At 62.4% G+C, this 16,999-nt stretch carries 16 protein-coding genes; 10 read left to right on the forward strand and 6 right to left on the reverse strand.

Translation table 11 applies throughout. From position 1 onward, the window contains the following. Positions 1-4 precede the first annotated feature (4 nt). From rapZ to ptsP, 4 genes are all read left to right on the forward strand, one after another. On the forward strand, positions 5-898 hold the full coding sequence (gene rapZ / locus DWU99_RS13595; protein ID WP_115478613.1) for an RNase adapter RapZ: 894 nt from the start codon (positions 5-7) through the stop codon (positions 896-898). Positions 899-941: 43 nt separating this feature from the next. Beyond that, positions 942-1,334 (forward strand): PTS sugar transporter subunit IIA, encoded by a 393-nt coding sequence (locus tag DWU99_RS13600; RefSeq protein WP_115478614.1) that lies wholly within the window; start codon positions 942-944, stop codon positions 1,332-1,334. Then, positions 1,327-1,596, forward strand: a complete 270-nt coding sequence (locus tag DWU99_RS13605; protein WP_115478615.1) for an HPr family phosphocarrier protein — start codon at positions 1,327-1,329, stop codon at positions 1,594-1,596. The genes DWU99_RS13600 and DWU99_RS13605 overlap by 8 nt, the downstream gene beginning before the upstream one ends. Before the next feature lie 124 nt (positions 1,597-1,720). Further along, on the forward strand, positions 1,721-3,460 hold the full coding sequence (gene ptsP, locus DWU99_RS13610; RefSeq protein WP_115478616.1) for a phosphoenolpyruvate--protein phosphotransferase: 1,740 nt from the start codon (positions 1,721-1,723) through the stop codon (positions 3,458-3,460). A 26-nt stretch (positions 3,461-3,486) separates the two neighbouring features. Here the strand turns inward: ptsP and DWU99_RS13615 are convergent, their stop codons facing one another. Then, positions 3,487-4,371, reverse strand: a complete 885-nt coding sequence (locus tag DWU99_RS13615; protein WP_115478617.1) for a LysR substrate-binding domain-containing protein — start codon at positions 4,369-4,371, stop codon at positions 3,487-3,489. Between the two features lie 92 nt (positions 4,372-4,463). On the opposite strand from DWU99_RS13615, the gene DWU99_RS13620 reads away from it, so the two are divergent. Then, positions 4,464-5,501, forward strand: a complete 1,038-nt coding sequence (locus DWU99_RS13620; protein WP_115478618.1) for a YeiH family protein — start codon at positions 4,464-4,466, stop codon at positions 5,499-5,501. A 15-nt stretch (positions 5,502-5,516) separates the two neighbouring features. Here DWU99_RS13620 and tsaB read toward each other — a convergent pair whose 3' ends face one another. Both tsaB and DWU99_RS13630 read right to left on the reverse strand, forming a co-directional pair. Next, positions 5,517-6,203 carry a tRNA (adenosine(37)-N6)-threonylcarbamoyltransferase complex dimerization subunit type 1 TsaB gene (gene tsaB / locus DWU99_RS13625; RefSeq protein WP_115478619.1) on the reverse strand — a complete coding sequence of 229 codons (687 nt, stop codon included), beginning with the start codon at positions 6,201-6,203 and terminating at the stop codon, positions 5,517-5,519. A 21-nt stretch (positions 6,204-6,224) separates the two neighbouring features. Next, positions 6,225-7,091: a hypothetical protein gene (locus DWU99_RS13630; protein WP_147292929.1), complete on the reverse strand. Its 867-nt coding sequence runs from the start codon at positions 7,089-7,091 to the stop codon at positions 6,225-6,227. A 264-nt stretch (positions 7,092-7,355) separates the two neighbouring features. On the opposite strand from DWU99_RS13630, the gene DWU99_RS13635 reads away from it, so the two are divergent. After that, positions 7,356-10,184: a valine--tRNA ligase gene (locus tag DWU99_RS13635; protein WP_115478621.1), complete on the forward strand. Its 2,829-nt coding sequence runs from the start codon at positions 7,356-7,358 to the stop codon at positions 10,182-10,184. A 152-nt stretch (positions 10,185-10,336) separates the two neighbouring features. Here the strand turns inward: DWU99_RS13635 and rimI are convergent, their stop codons facing one another. Genes rimI through pssA form a run of 3 tightly spaced genes read right to left on the reverse strand, consistent with a single transcriptional unit; the run spans position 10,337 to position 12,056 of the window. After that, the gene (gene rimI / locus DWU99_RS13640) at positions 10,337-10,807 is read right to left on the reverse strand and encodes a ribosomal protein S18-alanine N-acetyltransferase (RefSeq protein ID WP_115478622.1); all 471 of its coding nucleotides are present in this window, start codon (positions 10,805-10,807) and stop codon (positions 10,337-10,339) included. Next, positions 10,807-11,283, reverse strand: coding sequence for a hypothetical protein (locus DWU99_RS13645; protein WP_115478623.1), 477 nt, complete (start codon positions 11,281-11,283; stop codon positions 10,807-10,809). Before DWU99_RS13645 ends, rimI begins: the two co-directional genes overlap by 1 nt. Continuing rightward, a complete protein-coding gene (gene pssA, locus DWU99_RS13650; protein WP_115478624.1) occupies positions 11,280-12,056 on the reverse strand; it encodes a CDP-diacylglycerol--serine O-phosphatidyltransferase in 777 nt (258 codons plus the stop codon). Before pssA ends, DWU99_RS13645 begins: the two co-directional genes overlap by 4 nt. Before the next feature lie 108 nt (positions 12,057-12,164). On the opposite strand from pssA, the gene DWU99_RS13655 reads away from it, so the two are divergent. The 4 genes from DWU99_RS13655 to DWU99_RS13675 all read left to right on the forward strand — a co-directional run bounded on the left by DWU99_RS13655 (position 12,165) and on the right by DWU99_RS13675 (position 16,980). Beyond that, positions 12,165-12,596, forward strand: a complete 432-nt coding sequence (locus DWU99_RS13655; RefSeq protein ID WP_115478625.1) for a DUF4124 domain-containing protein — start codon at positions 12,165-12,167, stop codon at positions 12,594-12,596. 85 nt (positions 12,597-12,681) lie between these two features. Further along, positions 12,682-14,379, forward strand: coding sequence for a proline--tRNA ligase (locus DWU99_RS13660; protein ID WP_115478626.1), 1,698 nt, complete (start codon positions 12,682-12,684; stop codon positions 14,377-14,379). Between the two features lie 273 nt (positions 14,380-14,652). Continuing rightward, positions 14,653-14,976: an H-NS histone family protein gene (locus tag DWU99_RS13665; protein WP_115478627.1), complete on the forward strand. Its 324-nt coding sequence runs from the start codon at positions 14,653-14,655 to the stop codon at positions 14,974-14,976. Between the two features lie 360 nt (positions 14,977-15,336). Continuing rightward, positions 15,337-16,980 (forward strand): hypothetical protein, encoded by a 1,644-nt coding sequence (locus DWU99_RS13675; protein WP_115478629.1) that lies wholly within the window; start codon positions 15,337-15,339, stop codon positions 16,978-16,980. The last annotated feature ends 19 nt before the right edge of the window (positions 16,981-16,999 follow it).

Below are 16,999 nucleotides of genomic sequence, written 5' to 3' on the forward strand. Positions count from 1 at the left end.
TCTCATGAGTCAAACCGAAAACCTCATCATGGCCGACGATCCGAACGCCATTCACCTGGTGGTGCTCACCGGCATGTCCGGCGGCGGCAAAACGGTCGCACTGCGCGCGCTCGAAGATCTCGAGTTCTACTGCGTCGACAACCTGCCTAGTGCGCTGCTGCCGCAACTGGTGGAAGCCGCCACGCGCGGCGACAGCCGCCGTCGCCGCATTGCCGTCGGCGTGGACGTGCGCAATCGCGACGAAGATTTCCGGCATATGCCGCAAGTGTTGTCGGCACTCGCGGTAAACGTGCATGTGCATTTGATCTTCATCGATTGCAGCGATGCCGTGCTGACGAAGCGTTTCTCCGAGACACGCCGCCGCCATCCCCTGGCCTCGCGCGGCAGATCGCTGGCAGATGCCATCGCGGAAGAACGTCGACTGCTGCGCCCGCTGATGGCGATCGCCGAGCGCGTGATCGATTCCTCCGAATTGAACGTGCATCAGCTGCGCCGCCTGATCGCCACCGGATACGCACAAAGCACGGCCGGCCTGACCTTGATGTTCCAATCGTTCGCGTTCCGTCGGGGTCTACCGCTGGATTCGGATTTCGTGTTCGATGCCCGGTGCCTGCCCAATCCGCACTGGGAACCGACTTTGCGCCCCCTGTCGGGCAAAGACGCTCCCGTGCGCGAGTTTCTGGAGCGGCAACCGATGGTCGAGGAATACGTCGCCGACACGACGCGCTGGCTGGATGCCTGGCTGCCCCGCTTCGAAGCGGACGACCGCAGCTACGTCACCATCTCCCTCGGATGCACCGGCGGTCGTCATCGCTCGGTCTATCTGGTCGAAATACTGGCCGCGCACTACCGCGCCACACGCGAAGGTGTGTTGACCTTCCATCGTGAACTTGAGTGATTCCCATGTTGTCACAAGCAAACTCTTTAGAAGCCGCCGTGTCATGAGCGTCGGCGTGTTACTGATGACTCACGAGTCGGTCGGCCAAGCGCTGGTGAAAGCCGCCCGTCATGTGTTGCCGAACCTGCCGCTGCGCGTTGCCACGGTCGAGATACCGGCGCGCTCCGATCCGGATGTGATGCGCACGCTCACCGCCAAGCACGCGCGTGAACTGGATCACGGTGACGGCGTGCTCGTGTTGGCTGATTTGTATGGTGCGACCCCCTGCAACATCGGGTTGTCGCTGGGAACGTTGGGTGTAAGGCTGCGTTGCGTGTCAGGATTGAATCTCCCGATGCTGCTGCGCGTGCTCAATTACGCCGACAAGCCGCTGGATGAACTTGCGGAAATCGCGGCCAGCGGCGGTCGCGGAGGGATCTTCATAGACCATGCTTGAAAAAGAAATTGTCGTCTCCAACAAACTGGGCTTGCATGCGCGCGCATCGGCGAAGCTGGTGCAGCTCGTGCAAGGTTTCAAATCCACTGTCTGGCTGATCAGCAAGGGACGCGAAGTGAATGCTCAAAGCATCATGGGCGTGATGATGTTGGCCGCCGGCATCGGCACGCCGCTCACCGTCCGCGCGGAAGGGCCCGACGAAACCAACGCGTTGAGCGCGGTGGTGGAGCTGTTCGAACGTAAATTCGACGAAGGAGCGTAAGCATGCCGCAAGGAACCGGGAACAACGAACGCCAGGCCTGCATCGACGCGGCATGTGAGCTGCGCGCGGCCACGTTCGCTTTCCCATCCTTGTCGTTCGCGCTCATCCCGGCAGGAGGCAGCCCATGAGGCAAATCCTGCCCGGCACGATGGCATCGCGCGGCATGACGCTGGGTCGCGCACGACTGGTCCAGCCCAGCCGCTACCTGGTCGACACGCGCCCACTTACCCAGGATGAGGTTGCGTCGGAACTGGCGCACCTGCACACCGCGCTGGAAACCGCGCGGCAGGAACTGCGCGAACTTCGCGGCAAGCTGCACGGCGCGCTGGCGCGCGAAGTCAACGAATTCATCGACGCGCACAGCCTGCTGCTCGACGACGCCGAACTGCTGCGCGGCCTGGATGAAATGATTACCGTCGGCCGTTACCGCGCCGGCGCCGCGCTGAAGAAACAGCGCGATCGCCTTGCCGGCGTGTTTGCCGCGATGGACGATCCCTATCTGCGCAGCCGCATGGAAGACGTCGACCAGGTCATCGGCCGGGTGATTTCCGCGCTGCAACGCCAGACCAGCGTCGAAGAACGCAAACTGGCGGCGCGCGTGGGCGAAATCCTGGTCGCCGATACGCTGGCGCCGGCCGACATGGCGCACCTGGCGGGCAACGGTCTGCTTGGCGTGATCACCAGTTCCGGCAGTCCTTATTCGCACAGCGCGATCCTGGCGCGCAGTCTCAGCCTGCCGATGCTGGTGGGCACGCGCGATGCTCTGGCGACCATCCACGACGACGACTTGATCCTGCTCGACACCGAGCACGGCGAAGCGATCGTGCATCCGACCGCGCAGGACCTCGCACGCTATCGTTCATGGCAGCGCGAAGCGATACTTGAAGGACGCCGGCTCGCCAGCCTCGCCAACGCGCCGACACGCACCCGCGATGGCATCGACGTGCACCTGTTGGCGAACGCCGAATCGCCAGGCGATGTCGCGATGGCTCGCGCACGCGGTGCGGACGGCATCGGCCTGTACCGCACGGAATTTTTGTTCCTGCGCCACAAGGGCCTGCCTTCGGAAGACGAGCAGTTCATCGCTTATCGCGACGTGGTGCTCGGCATGGGCGGCGCGCCGGTCACCATCCGCACGCTCGATCTGGGTGCCGACAAAGCCGACGCGGCAGGCCTCGCGATTCGCGGCGAGGAAAATCCCGCGCTCGGCGTGCGCGGCGTGCGACTGTCGTTGCGCCATCCCGCCGTGTTCACCACGCAGATCCGCGCGATTCTTCGCGCCGCCTGCTACGGGCCCGTGCGCGTGCTGGTACCCATGGTGACCCAGCCCGACGAACTCATCGCCGTGCGCACGCTGTTCAAGCTGGCGCGGCAGGAGCTGAAGCGCGAAAACATCGACCTGCCGGAAAAGTTGGCGCTCGGTGCGATGATCGAAGTGCCGGCGGCGGCGATCAACGTGCGCGCACTGCTTGAACACGCCGATTTTCTCGCCATCGGCACCAACGATCTCGCGCAATACGTGCTCGCGGCGGACCGCGGCAACGATGCACTGGAAAACATTTACAACCCGCTGCAACCTGCCCTGCTGCGCTTGCTGTCGCACGTGATCGGCGCGGGCCGGCGCGCTGGCAAGCCGGTGAGCCTCTGCGGTGAAATCGGTGGCGATGTGAATTTCACCGCGTTGCTGCTCGCGCTCGGACTGAAGGAATTCAGCATGCACCCGAGCCAGATACTTCATGTGCGCGATCGGCTTGCCACGCTCGATCACGACCGTTTGCGCCAGCACGCGCCGTTACTGATTCGTTCGCGCACGCATGAGGAAGCCGAGATGCTGCTTGCTGGCATCACAGGCTGCGAACATTAGCGCAGCGACTCGTCATTTCCGCGTCATTAACTGGCGGATACCGAATCCAGGAACGCCTCCAACACCGCACCACGATACTTTTCTCGGTGCAGCAATATCGACAACTTCCGCCGCAGGTCCAGGAAAGGCGTTTCCAACGCGACCAATCGCCCATTCGCGATGGCATCGGTCACCGCCACTTCCGGCAAACAGGCGATGCCGAGCCCCGCCGTCACCGCCTGCTTGATGGACTCGATCTGATCGAGCTCCATCACCGTCTCGCCCGGCGGCAATTGGGCCAGCACGCGTTCGCTGGTCGTACGTGTTGCCGATCCGGGCTCGCGCAACACCCAGCGCGCACCGGCAAAATGTTCGGGTTTGAGGCTGTGCTTTTTCGCCAGCGCATGATCCGGCGGCGCGCATACCACCAGCGCGTCATCGCGCCAGGGCCGAACTTCGATCAGGGGATGGGCGACCGGCCCCTCGACACAGCCGACATCGAGGCTGTGATCGAGCATCGCTGCCGCAATGTCGCCGGTATTGGCCACCCGCAGGCGGATGGCTACCTGCGGATACACCCGCACGAAGTCGCCGAGCAGCTCGCCCACCCGGTAATTGCCGATGGTATTGCTTGCACCGATGCGCAGATCGCCTGCCAGCGCCAACGTCTTGCCGGTCGCCCGCCGCCCGAATTCGGCATGGCGCTCGAGCAACTCCTGCGCCAGCGGCAGCAGCTCGCGGCCGCGTGCGTTGAGGCGCAACCGGCCCCGCTCCCGGTCGAACACCGGCGCATCGAGCTGCCGCTCCATCTCGGCCAGGGCCATGCTGGCGGCCGGCTGGGTCATATAAAGCCGCTCGGCGGCGGCGCGTACGCTGCCATGCAGGGCGATCTGCACGAAAACCTCAAGCTGGCGCAGGCTTACGTTGATCATCAGCCAATCTTATACATTGGATCAGATATTTCAAATTTTCCTAATATGTGCCGGCGTGGACAATACGCCCATCCGCACACCGACCACCCACTATGAGCAGCACGACAGTCCCCATGACTCCCTCCAGCCTCCGCCTCCGTGCATCAGGTCTCATCCTGGCTGTCGGCATTGCGCTGATCGCCTGGTGGCTGGGCCACCGCATCCCCGTGATCGGCGGTCCGGTGTTCGGCATCGTGCTCGGTATCGCGGTGCGCAACCTGTTCTCGCCCTCGGACAGCTTCAATCCGGGCATCCAGTTCGCCGGCAAGCAGATCCTGCAGTGGTCGATCATCGCGCTGGGATTCGGCCTGAGTCTCACCCAGGTCGCCAAGACCGGGATGGAGTCGCTCGCCGTCACGATGGTGACCATGACCACCGCCTTCGTCACCGCCTACGCGCTCGGCCGCATGATGAAGGTGCACGACAAGCTGCAGATCCTGATCGGCGTCGGTACCGCGATTTGCGGCGGTTCGGCCATCGCGGCGGTCACGCCCATCATCAAGCCGGATGATCACGACACCGCGTTCGCGATTTCGACCATCTTCCTGTTCAACGTGGTCGCCGTACTGCTGTTCCCGCTGCTGGGGCACATGCTGCACCTGTCCGACCTCGGCTTCGGCCTGTGGGCGGGCACGGCGATCAACGATACGTCCTCGGTGGTGGCAGCGGGCTACAGCTACAGCACCGCGGCGGGCGACTACGCCACGATCGTGAAGCTGACCCGCGCCACGCTGATCATTCCCATCTGTCTCGTGCTGGCGATTGCGATGGCAGTGCGTGCGAAGCGTGCTTCGAAACAGTCCGGCGTGACGGGCGATTTCAGCCTTGGCCGCATCTTCCCGTGGTTCATCCTGTGGTTCCTGGTCGCCTCGACCGTGCGCACGATGGGTCTGGTACCGGTGGCGATCCAGCCCGCGATTCACCTGGCCGCGGAGTTCATGATCATCGTGGCGCTGACCGGCATCGGTTTGTCGGCCAACCTGCGCAAGATGGCAGCGGCCGGCATACGTCCGATCCTGTTGGGCCTGGGCGTGTGGGCAGCCGTGTCGATCAGCAGCCTTTTGGTACAGCTGGCCATCGGGCAGCTTTGATCGAACAGGGACGCATCAGCGCCCCTGTTCCGCCAACGTCAAAGCGACCTTGTCACGCAGATAGACCGGCAACGCCAGTTCAGGCGCCTGCGCACGACCCGCCTTGAATTCAGTCACCGCGAGCGTCGCCACATGACGCGCTTGCGGATAGCAGGCACCGTCGGCCGAACGAAGCGAACCATCCAGCTTGCTCCGCAACGTCTCCGCATACGTAGCCCAACCCGTACCCACCACTCGCCACGCGGCTGCTTGCGGCAACACCAGCGACTCCGCCTTGCACACGCGCTCTTCATCGAGCGCGATCAAACCACCACCGCCATCGCGTCGATAGCTCGCGGCATAGATTTCGCCCATGCGGGCGTCGATCACGGCGAGGATATCGGCATCGTCCTCGGGCGCTTCCAGCGCCAGCGCTGCAAGCGACGACACGGTGACCACCGGCACTCCCAGCGCCATCGCCATGCCCTGCGCCAGCGACACCGCCAGGCGCACGCCGGTAAACGCCCCGGGGCCACGCCCCACGGCAATACCGTCCAGTGCGTGCTTGCCGATGCCTGCTTCGGCGAGCAGCTCATCGGCCATAGGCAAGACGCGCTCGGCTTGACGGCGCGGCGCCAGCTCCGTGCGTGCAATGACGGTTTCGCCGTGGACCAGCGCGACCGAACAGGCTTCAGTAGCGGTTTCGATGGCTAGCAGATTCATTCGGCCATTCTCGCACCAAGCTCAGTAGCGCTTCGCTTTCGGGTTGTAGTAGCTCGTATCCGTGGACTCAAGCAATTTGCGCATCGCCGGGCCAGGGTTGCGAAAGCCATACGCAGCCAGCACTTCTTTCTTGCCGGGAATGTCGTACTGGCCCGTCACGCCCTCGCGCGGCGTGCCATCTGCGGGCACATCCGTCGGGCGCCGCAATTGTTCCGGCCAGTGTTGTGCGTGCAGCGTCAGCGCCGGGCACCAGTGGCGATTCAGCGGATGCACGGGCTCGCGTTCTTTGATCCCGATGAACGCACGCGCGCCGAACTCCCGTACGAACGCCTGATAAAAGTCGTATTCGAGCGTGTTCTCGATGGTCGGCTGGATGCTGTCGATCATCGTGAAGAAACGCGGATCGTTGCGCGCAATGAAAAATTGCGTCGATAACGTCTGCTTGCGTTTCACATAGAAATCGTTGCCCACCGTTTCAGCGACTTTGGCCAGGCCCAGCTTCACTTTCGCGAAGGGGTGATGCAGGCGCCGCCACTGCGGGCGCTGATCGGTGCTCCACGTCGATGCGGCGAGATACGCCTGCGGGTTTCGATCCAGCAGATCGATGTAACGCTGGATGATGCCCTGGTCGAACACCCACGTATCGGCTTCCACATGCACCAGATACTGCGGGTTGTAGACCTCGACGGCGGTACGGCAGGACTGCTGCAGCAGATTCAGCGCACCATAGATGATGGTGCGTGGCTGGCAGCGGACCAGCACATCTTCCATGTGCGGCTCGTACGTCGTATCCGAGCACGCATGAACGATCCGCCAGGGCTCGGGATAGTTGAGCTTGATAATCTCCTGATTGATGCGCGCGCAATCCGGGCGCTCGTGGTTGGTCATGCAAACGACCGCTTTCGGCCGCGGTGCGACCGTGGCGGGATGAGGCAACCCAGCCGTCGCGATATCGACCTCGTTCCTCGTTTCCATTCCTACCCGCTGCCCCACTTAGGATTGCCCGAAGGCCGGCCCGGAAATATATAGGATTTGCCCCCATCCTTCCCGGAACCGGCCGGCTTTGGCAGGCCCGCCCCCGACCCTTACAATGGCGGCTTTACGCCCAACCCTACGCGTGCCGCAGTCCAGGCGCGCAAACGCGAGTCCCCGATGGAAAAGAGTTTCGAGCCCCGCCCGATCGAGTCGAAGTGGTATGCCCGCTGGGAAGCCAGCGACGTATTCCGCCCGTCGGGGCACGGCGAGCCGTACTGCATCCTGCTGCCGCCGCCGAACGTGACCGGCACCCTGCACATGGGACACGCCTTCCAGCAGACCGTGATGGACATGCTGATCCGCTATCAGCGCATGCGCGGCCTGAACACGCTGTGGCAGGTCGGCACCGACCACGCCGGCATCGCCACGCAGAAGATCGTGGAGAACCAGCTCGCGGTGGAGAACAAGAGCCGCCACGACCTGGGCCGCGAGCCGTTCGTCGAACGCGTGTGGCAGTGGAAGGAAGAATCCGGCTCCACCATCACCAACCAGATGCGCCGCCTCGGCGTCGCAGCCGATTGGTCGCGCGAGCGCTTCACCATGGACGAAGGCCTCTCCGCCGCCGTCCGCAAGGTGTTCGTGGAATGGTACCGCGCGGGGTTGATCTATCGCGGCAATCGCCTGGTGAACTGGGACCCGGTGCTGGGCACGGCCGTGTCCGATCTTGAAGTGAACAACGTCGAGCGCGACGGCCATATGTGGTCGATTCGCTATCCCGTCACCGATAGCGGCGAAAGCATCGTCGTTGCCACCACGCGCCCGGAGACCATGCTTGGCGACGTCGCCGTGGCCGTGCATCCGGAAGACGAGCGTTATCAACATCTGATCGGCAAGACGCTCACGCTGCCGCTCACCGGCCGCCAGATTCCGGTGATCGCCGACGACTATGTCGATCGCGAGTTCGGCACTGGCTGCGTGAAGATCACGCCTGCGCACGACTTCAACGACTACGCCATCGGCCAGCGTCACAGGTTGACGCCGATCGACATCTTCACACTCGACGCAAAGGTCAACACCAACGCGCCGGCGAAGTACCAGGGCATGGATCGCTACGAAGCGCGCAAATCCGTGCTCGCCGATCTGGAAGCGGCCGGCCTGCTGGTCGAAACCAAGCCGCACAAATTGCAGGTGCCGGTGAGCCAGCGTTCGGATGCGGTGATCGAACCGATGCTCACCGACCAGTGGTTCGTCGATCTCACCAGCGATGTGCAGAAAGACGGACGTGCCGGCGGTCGCAAGGCGATCACCGAACCCGCGCTCGACGCCGTGCGTTCGGGCGAGGTCAAGTTCGTGCCCGAAAACTGGACCACCACGTACACGCAGTGGCTGGAAAACATCCAGGACTGGTGCATCAGCCGTCAGTTGTGGTGGGGCCATCGCATTCCGGCGTGGTACGACGAAGCGGGCAACATCTTCGTGGGCGAAGACGAAGCCGACGCACGCGCGCACGCGTCTGTCGCGCCGATCGGCAAGCTGACGCAGGATGAAGACGTTCTCGATACGTGGTTCAGCGCCGCGCTGTGGCCCTTCTCCACGCTCGGCTGGCCTGCGAATGGCCCGGTGAAAAACGAGCGCGGCGAGATCGTCGCCAACTGGGAACACGACAAGATCTTCCTGCCGAGCGCGGTGCTGGTCACCGGTTTCGACATCATCTTCTTCTGGGTCGCGCGCATGGTGATGGCGACCAAGTACTTCACCGGCAAGGTGCCGTTCCGCGAGGTGTACATCAACGCGATCGTGCGCGACGCGGAAGGCCAGAAGATGTCCAAGTCCAAGGGCAACACGCTCGATCCGCTGGACTTGATCGACGGCATCGAACTCGAACCGCTGGTGGAGAAATCCACCAAATCGCTGCTGATTCCGCAGGTGCGCGAGAAAGTCGAAAAGCGCATCCGCAAGGACTATCCGAGCGGCATCCCCGCCATCGGCACCGACGCTCTGCGCTTCACGTTTGCCGCGCTCGCCAGCTACAGCCGCACGATCAACTTCGACATCAAGCGTGCCGAAGGTTACAAGGCCTTCTGCAACAAGCTGTGGAACGCTGCGCGATTCGTGCTGATGAACCTGCCGGAAGGCGAGTTGCCCGCGCCGCAAGGCGCACCGGCAACGGAAGCCGAACGCTGGATTCTCACGCGCCTCAAGCAGACGCTGGGCGAAGTGGAACAGCACTTTGCAAGCTATCGCTTCGACCTGCTGGCGCAAGCGCTCTACGAATTCACCTGGAACGAGTTCTGCGACTGGTTCCTTGAGCTCTCCAAGCCGGCCTTGAACGGCGACGACGCCGCGGCCGCCGCATCGACGCGCCATACGCTGGTCGTCGTTCTGGAAACCGTGCTGCGCGCGCTGCATCCGATCGTGCCGTTCATCACGGAGGAAATCTGGCAATCGGTGGCGCCGAAGCTGGGCATCAAGGCCGACGGTATCCTGCAGCGTTCGTGGCCGAAGGCGAGCGATATCGTTGCGGACGACGCGGCAACCGCGGAAATCGAATGGTTCAAGAACGTACTGAGCGGCATCCGCCGCATCCGCGCGGAAATGAACATCGCACCGGGCAAGACGATTCCGCTGCTGCTTGCCGACGGCGACGCCGCCGATCGCGCGCGCGCCGCCAAGTTCGCCGCACAGATCAGCTTCCTCGCTCGCGTGGATGCGCCGCAATGGATTGAATCGGGTGCGAACGAACCCGCTGCCGCAGCGGCAGTCGTGGGCACGATGCGCGTACTGATTCCGCTGGCCGGCCTGATCGACCTCGGTGCGGAGAAAGCGCGTCTCGCCAAGGAAATCGGCCGCATCGAAAGCGAGATCAAGAAGTGCGAAAGCAAGCTCGGCAATGCAAACTTTGTTGCGAATGCGCCGGTGGAAGTTGTGGCACAGGAGCGTCAGCGCATTGCCGACTGGGGTACGCAGCTCACAGCATTGCGTGAGCAGTTGCAGAAGCTGGGCTAATGCCTTGCTCCCTCTCCCCTATGGGGAGAGGGCTGGGGTGAGGGGCCACTCTTGCGTGGCGGTCAATCAAAGCATCGTTTCAATAGAGTTTGGGGCAAGCCCCGCCCCTCACCCTACCCTCTCCCCAAAGGGGAGAGGGAAAAGGCGTCGCGCTATGGCGAGGTAAACTCCAACGCCATCACAATCGCATCCTCGCGCCCGCCATGCGCGGGGTAGTAACGCGGCCGACGCCCGATCTCGCGAAATCCCATCGATGCATAAAGCTGCTGCGCATTCGGATTCGACGGCCGCACTTCGAGAAACACTCGCTCGGCACCGTTCCAGCGCGCGATATCCAGCAAGCGGCGCATCAAGTGACGTCCGAAGCCCTGCCCCCGCTGCTCCGGATCGATGCACACGTTCAACACATGCGCTTCGCCCGCGCCAACCGAAAGAATGCCGTAACCGATAACCCGGCCTTCCAGGCACAGCACCCATGCGGGGTGTCCAGCCTTGAGGCAATCGCCGAAGATGCCCAGGGTCCACGGGAAATCGTAGGACGCACTTTCCAGCGCACTGACACGCGACAGATCTTCGCGACGCATCGCGCGCATCTCCAGGGAGGGGCGCGCTACGGCAACCATTACGCTGTGCCGCCTGTCGCGACAGCGCGGCGCATGCTGCGCAAGGCATGCCAGAGCCGGCGCTTGGACGCTGCCTGGCCAAGCACATCGGCCGGCGCATCCGCCAACACGATATGCGCATCGCGCATGACATCGGCAGGTAGCACGCGTCCCAGGGCATGCGCCTGTGCCTGGCCGAACACCAGATAGGCCCGCGCATGCGGCACCTGCATCGTTTCGCTAGCGGTCGCCTCGACGCGCGCCGCGCGCGCGAACTGCGGCCCGAACGCGCAAAGCACGCGCCCGATCAGATCGAGCTCTCGCACGGCACATCCAGGCGGCAGCACAACCACCACACCGCCCTGGACCGGCAACTCCGCCATGGATGCCACCGGCTCGACGGGCGCAGACGCCACCGCGCGCAGGCGCCAGGGCATCACGCCCAGTGCACGCAGCACGCGATCGCGGTGCCCCGGGCTGGCGACCATCGCGCTCATGTCACGCCACGGCGCGGGCGCCTGCGGTGTGTGGCCAGGCCCCACAGCGTCACCGCCGGTCCGGACAGGAGATAAAGCGAGAACACCGCCAACAGCACGCGCGGCGGATCGACAAAGAACGGCACCAGAATCAGCACGGCGACAAGGATCCACAGGAACGGCACCTTATCCCCCATCGGCAACGACTTGAAGCTGTAGTAGCGGAAGCGGCTGACCATCAGCAGGCCCACCACCACCGCCAGGAAGGGCGTGAACATGTCGAGTTCAGGGCCGGAGACCTGGAATTTCTCCATGCTCCATACGAAGGACATGCATACCGCGGCCGCGGCCGGGCTGGCCAGTCCCTGGAAATAGCGCTTGTCGATCACGCCCACCTGGGTATTGAAGCGCGCCAGGCGCAGCGCCGCGCAGACGGCGTAGATGAACGCAGCGGCCCAGCCGACCTTGCCCCACAGCGGCCCGTACTCGCTCAGGCTGGACAGCGACCAGTTGTACATGACCAGGGACGGTGCGAGGCCGAAGCTCACCAGATCGGACAGCGAGTCGTACTGAACGCCGAATTCGCTCTGGGTATGGGTCAGGCGCGCCACGCGACCGTCCATGCCGTCCAGCAAGGCAGCCACGAACACCGCGATGGCCGCCTCGGTAAACCGCCCCCCGATGCTGACCACGATGGCATAGAAGCCGGAGAACATCGCGCCGGTCGTAAACAGGTTCGGCAGCAGATAAATACCGGGATGCCGGGGCGCCCGGACTGGCGTGGTATCGCTCATGAATCAATCCGTGACGGGATGCGCGCAGTGTAAACCATCCGGTGCTTGAGTCCGGATCGCGCGGGTTGTTAACTAGTGCATCGCACGCCCACCTTCTGGAGTCCGCCCATGCGTCGTCTGTCCATCGCCCTTGCGTTGCTGCTGGTCGCGCCGCTGGTTTCGGCCCAGGTTTATAAGTGGACGGATGCCCATGGCACCACGCATTACTCCGAGAGCCCACCCCCGACGGGCACAAAGTACAGTCAGGTCACCGTAACCGGTTCAGAGGAGCCGATCTCGTCCGGGTCAAGCAGCGCACCCGCATCCGCGACGCCCACTTCGTCGTCCTCGCAAGACGGCAACAACAGCCAACCCATGGCCGACACGCCGGAAAACCGCGCCAAAATGTGCGCATCGCTGAAAACCAACATCGGCACCCTGCAAGGCAGCGGCCCCGTGGTCATGCAGAACGGCGGACAGACGCAGGTGCTGAACGCGGACCAGCGCAAGCAGCAATTAGATGCCAGCCAGTCCCAGTACCAGCAGTACTGCGGTAGCTAGCCATAAAACGTAGTCCGCGCTCCAGACCGGAGAGGAAGCCGTACGGCCAGCTATAATCGCGGCTTTCACCCCGGATTCGCCGCACATGCGCCTTAGCCAATTCCACCTGGCCACCGTCAAGGAAGTCCCCGCCGACGCCGAAATCGCCAGCCACCAGCTGATGATTCGCGCCGGCATGATCCGCAAGCTCGCCGCCGGCCTCTACACCTGGTCGCCGCTGGGCCTGCGCGTTCTGCGTAAGGTGGAGCAGATCGTGCGCGAGGAAATGAACCGCGCCGGCGCGATTGAAATGCTGATGCCGTCCGTGCAGCCTCGCGAGCTGTGGGAGGAAACCGGTCGCTGGGAAAAATTCGGCGGCCAGCTGCTGAAGATCAAGGATCGCAAGGAGCAGGAATTCTGCTACGGCCCCACGCACGAGGAAGTGATCACCGACTTCGCGCGCAATGAACTGAAGAGCTACAAGCAACTCCCGATCAACTTCTATCAGATCCAGACCAAGTTCCGCGACGAGATCCGTCCGCGTTTCGGCGTGATGCGCGCGCGCGAATTCCTGATGAAGGATGCGTACTCCTTCCATCTCACCCAGGAATCGCTGGCCGAAACCTATGAGGTGATGTATCAGGCGTACTCGCGCATCTTCACGCGCCTTGGCCTGAAATTCCGTGCAGTGCAGGCCGACACCGGCGCCATCGGCGGCAACGCCAGCCACGAATTCCAGGTGCTGGCCGATTCGGGCGAAGACGCACTCATCTTCTCCGATGGCTCCGATTACGCCGCCAACATCGAGAAAGCGGAAGCGGTCGCGCCCGCCATCGCTCGCCCTGCCCCGGCGGCAACGCTGCAACGCGTGGATACGCCGCGCGTGCGCACCATCGAAGATGTCACCGCGCATTTCGGCGTCAGCGCCGACCGTGTGATCAAGACCGTGCTGGTACGCGGCAAGGATGGCCTGGTCGCGCTGTGCCTGCGCGGCGATCACGAGATCAACGAAGTGAAGGCCGCAAAACTCGCAGAAGTGCCGGATGAATCCGTGCTCGCTTCCGAGGAAGAAATCCTCGCCGCCACCGGTACGCGCCCCGGCTTCATCGGCCCCGTCGGCCTGCCCGATTCGATTCCGGTGATTGTCGACCGCAGCGCCGCCGTGCTCGCCGACTTCATCTGCGGCGGCAACGCCAACGACACCCACTACACCGGCGCCAACTGGGATCGCGATGCACGCATCACGCGCGTCGAAGACATTCGCCAGGTGGTCGAAGGCGATCCCTCGCCGGATGGCCACGGCACACTGCGCATCGCTCGCGGTATCGAAGTGGGCCACGTCTTCCAGCTCGGCAAGAAATACGCCGAAGCCCTTGGCGCCACCGTGCTCGACGACCAAGGCAAGAAGCAGGTGATGCTCATGGGCTGCTACGGCATCGGCGTCAGCCGCATCGTCGCCGCCGCCATCGAACAGAGCCACGACGACGCCGGCATCATCTGGCCCGAGCCGATGGCGCCGTGGCGCGTGGCGCTGTGCGTGATCAATCCCAAGAACGCACCGGACATCAACGCAGCCGCCGAATCGCTTTACAACGAACTCACCGCTCGCGGCATCGAAACCGTGTGGGACGATCGCGGCCTGCGCCCCGGCGCCATGTTTGCCGACATGGAATTGATCGGCATTCCGCATCGCGTCGTTGTCAGTGAGCGCGGACTTGCCGCCGGCACGCTGGAATATCGCGCACGCAACGCCGCCGAACCCAGCGCCATTACGCGCGACGAGTTGTTTGAACTGTTAGGCTGAAATCAGTCTTCCATTGAACCGAAAAGGCCGCTTAATGCGGCCTTTTTCGTTTCGCGGACGCCATGGCATCCATGGCCGCCTTAATGCCGCGATCATTAACAGTATTGAAATACACAAATAAGATGATTCGCACACGAAATGACCGATTATCTTGCAGCCATTTCTTTGCAATCACGCAATATATGCGGGAGAATTAAAAATGCTCCCGGGCATTAATCACATAATTCACTATCCCGGAATATCCCCCTCAACCTCGTTACCGGAGTTACGCCCATGGCCATTGATATCAAGAGTCTCAACCATAATCAGCTCAATGACCTGATCAGCAAGGCCCAGTTGCGCCAGAACGAGCTGCGCAAGGAAAAAGTCGGCAAATTGCGCGAGAAAGTCCACGCACTCATCAAGGCCGAAGGTTATACGTTTGAAGACATATTCGGCAGCGGCGTGCGCGCCAAGCGCCGCGGCACCGGTTCGGTGGCACCGAAATACCGCAATCCCGCCGATCCCGAGCAGACCTGGTCCGGTCGCGGCAAGCGTCCGCGCTGGTTCAGCGATGCGTTGAAAGCCGGCAAAAAGGAAAAGGATCTGGCGATCTAATTCGCGCCCTGCCGAACTCCTGTGACAACAAAACGCCGGCGCAAGCCGGCTTTTTGTTGTCCAAATCGCGATAAATCCGCCAGCCCGTCGGGCAATAAGGAACGCATCGACATCGCGCAATCAAAGACGCCGAGGGTGGTGAATCTCGATAGCTCACGGAAGAACGTCACATTTGCCTCACGCACATAAAACGCAATCGGAGCGCGGCAAACCCTGTCGTTCCGCTCGGTGTTTTCCGATAGGTCTATGTGCGACGCCTGCTTTACTTTCCCAATGACCATCCGACGCCGACGTCGGGGACAGCGCATGGCAGCGCCTGGATGGCTCGGATAACGCTACTCGTCGCAAGGAGTGGGTCGTATGGGGAAGGGAATTCTGGATAATCTTTGGGCGCGACAGCTGGCTGTGGCACTGGGGTACGCACTGATGTACTGGGTAGTGGCGCAAACCTTTGCCAGCGCACCATGGCCGTTCGCGGCGTCGCTTCGCGTGACGTGCTTACTGGTGATGCCGTATCGCTACTGGTTGGCATTGGTGGTCGGCGAAATAGGGCCGCTGATCTACAACAATATCGAATTTGTCGACCGATTCGGTTTGACCTATGCCGCCATTAATACCATTCCGAGCGTTGCTGTTGGCATGCCGGTGGTGTGGTGGTTCCGCAGTCGTGCGGCTTTGTTTCCTGCACGTCATCTGGTCGATATCAAGAAGCTTTTGTGGTGCGTGCTGACGTTGTCGGTGGTGTGGGGGCTCCTGTACTACGCGACGGTATCGACCGCGCGCTTGCCTACCGGGCCATACCGTGTCCCAGAAGGAACGTTCTTTTTGTATTTAAGCAACCTCTACCTGGCAATGCTTGTCATCGTGCCTTGGGTGGTCATGATCCGCGTCTATCCTCGAAAGAAAGAATGGCGACTTCCTCCATTTCGGGTGCTGATAGCCGGTGCGCTGGTGCAAGACGTCGCCATGGCAACGTTTGCGTTAGCGGCTCTTGCGTTTCTGCATCATGTCGCTATCGACATGATGAAACCTGCAGCGATGATGGCCTTGTTTCTTCCACCCGCATGGTTAGTGCTCAAGCATGGGTGGGGTGCGGCTGTACTGGGCACACTTTCGCTTGTCGCGATGTGTTCGCTGCTGGAATGGAGCTGGACAGCAGAGTTGGGTATCCCTCAAGCGCAGATGTTTGTGGCCATTGCCATGACATGTCTGCATACCTTTGGAGCACGCATCTCCACGCAGCTACATCAATACGAAAAGTTGGCGCTTGACGCCAAAAACAGGCAAGACGCCGTCCAGCATGCCCTGGTTTCGGGCGAGCATCGTCTGAAGCATAACTCGCAGGCGCTGGAAAGCATGGCAGGTATCCTGCGCCTCGACTATGCCTATATGCTGGAACATTTCGTGCCCCAAACGGACCAGGCGGATTTCAGCCAGCAGGCATTGCTTTTGCAACGGCATATCCACCGCCTGGCCGAGAACACTCACCCCAGCGCATGGCGGGAGCGTGGTGTGGGCGCCGCGCTTTACGAAACCATTGGACTGGCACTGCGCGAAGCCGACATCGCCTATTGGTGCGACATACCCGTACGCGACTTGAACTTCTTGAGTCAGAACTTGCAGGCAGGTGTGTACCGCGTGGCTTGCGAAGCGGTGACTCGCGTCAGCGCGTCACCCTCCTGCATCGGTGTTCGTCTGGCTGTGCGGATCGGACGGCTGCATGGCATCTCTGGGGCGGTGCTGCGCATTGAGAGCATGGCGAACGAAACGCATGTGGCCCATGCCGTGTTGCAAGCCGAGGAACGTCGCCGTGTGGCGCCCAAGCTGGGCGCCAGCATGAACAACCTGGATGAGCTACGACGATTGACAGAGGTGTTCGACGGCTTGCTGCACTATCGCAGCCTGGCCAACGGTATACGCATATCGGTGTTGTTATGCGAGACAAGTTCACAGGTACGGCGACAGCGTAAACATAGGATGCCTATGCGCCTGTGGGTGAGATGATCGCGTGCTCACTTCATTG

Source organism: Dyella psychrodurans (assembly GCF_003363265.1).
Lineage (GTDB): Bacteria > Pseudomonadota > Gammaproteobacteria > Xanthomonadales > Rhodanobacteraceae > Dyella_B > Dyella_B psychrodurans.

Coding starts and splice junctions, on each gene's coding strand:
- DWU99_RS13645 (WP_115478623.1), bottom strand. CDS start 11,283: ATGAGCGCGATGGTCGCCAGCCCGGGGCACCGCGATCGCGTGCTGCGT.
- DWU99_RS13630 (WP_147292929.1), bottom strand. CDS start 7,091: ATGACCAACCACGAGCGCCCGGATTGCGCGCGCATCAATCAGGAGATT.
- rimI (WP_115478622.1), bottom strand. CDS start 10,807: ATGGTTGCCGTAGCGCGCCCCTCCCTGGAGATGCGCGCGATGCGTCGC.
- rapZ (WP_115478613.1), top strand. CDS start 5: ATGAGTCAAACCGAAAACCTCATCATGGCCGACGATCCGAACGCCATT.
- pssA (WP_115478624.1), bottom strand. CDS start 12,056: ATGAGCGATACCACGCCAGTCCGGGCGCCCCGGCATCCCGGTATTTAT.
- DWU99_RS13615 (WP_115478617.1), bottom strand. CDS start 4,371: ATGATCAACGTAAGCCTGCGCCAGCTTGAGGTTTTCGTGCAGATCGCC.
- DWU99_RS13600 (WP_115478614.1), top strand. CDS start 942: ATGAGCGTCGGCGTGTTACTGATGACTCACGAGTCGGTCGGCCAAGCG.
- DWU99_RS13620 (WP_115478618.1), top strand. CDS start 4,464: ATGAGCAGCACGACAGTCCCCATGACTCCCTCCAGCCTCCGCCTCCGT.
- DWU99_RS13635 (WP_115478621.1), top strand. CDS start 7,356: ATGGAAAAGAGTTTCGAGCCCCGCCCGATCGAGTCGAAGTGGTATGCC.
- DWU99_RS13675 (WP_115478629.1), top strand. CDS start 15,337: ATGGGGAAGGGAATTCTGGATAATCTTTGGGCGCGACAGCTGGCTGTG.
- DWU99_RS13665 (WP_115478627.1), top strand. CDS start 14,653: ATGGCCATTGATATCAAGAGTCTCAACCATAATCAGCTCAATGACCTG.
- DWU99_RS13660 (WP_115478626.1), top strand. CDS start 12,682: ATGCGCCTTAGCCAATTCCACCTGGCCACCGTCAAGGAAGTCCCCGCC.
- ptsP (WP_115478616.1), top strand. CDS start 1,721: ATGAGGCAAATCCTGCCCGGCACGATGGCATCGCGCGGCATGACGCTG.
- DWU99_RS13655 (WP_115478625.1), top strand. CDS start 12,165: ATGCGTCGTCTGTCCATCGCCCTTGCGTTGCTGCTGGTCGCGCCGCTG.
- DWU99_RS13605 (WP_115478615.1), top strand. CDS start 1,327: ATGCTTGAAAAAGAAATTGTCGTCTCCAACAAACTGGGCTTGCATGCG.
- tsaB (WP_115478619.1), bottom strand. CDS start 6,203: ATGAATCTGCTAGCCATCGAAACCGCTACTGAAGCCTGTTCGGTCGCG.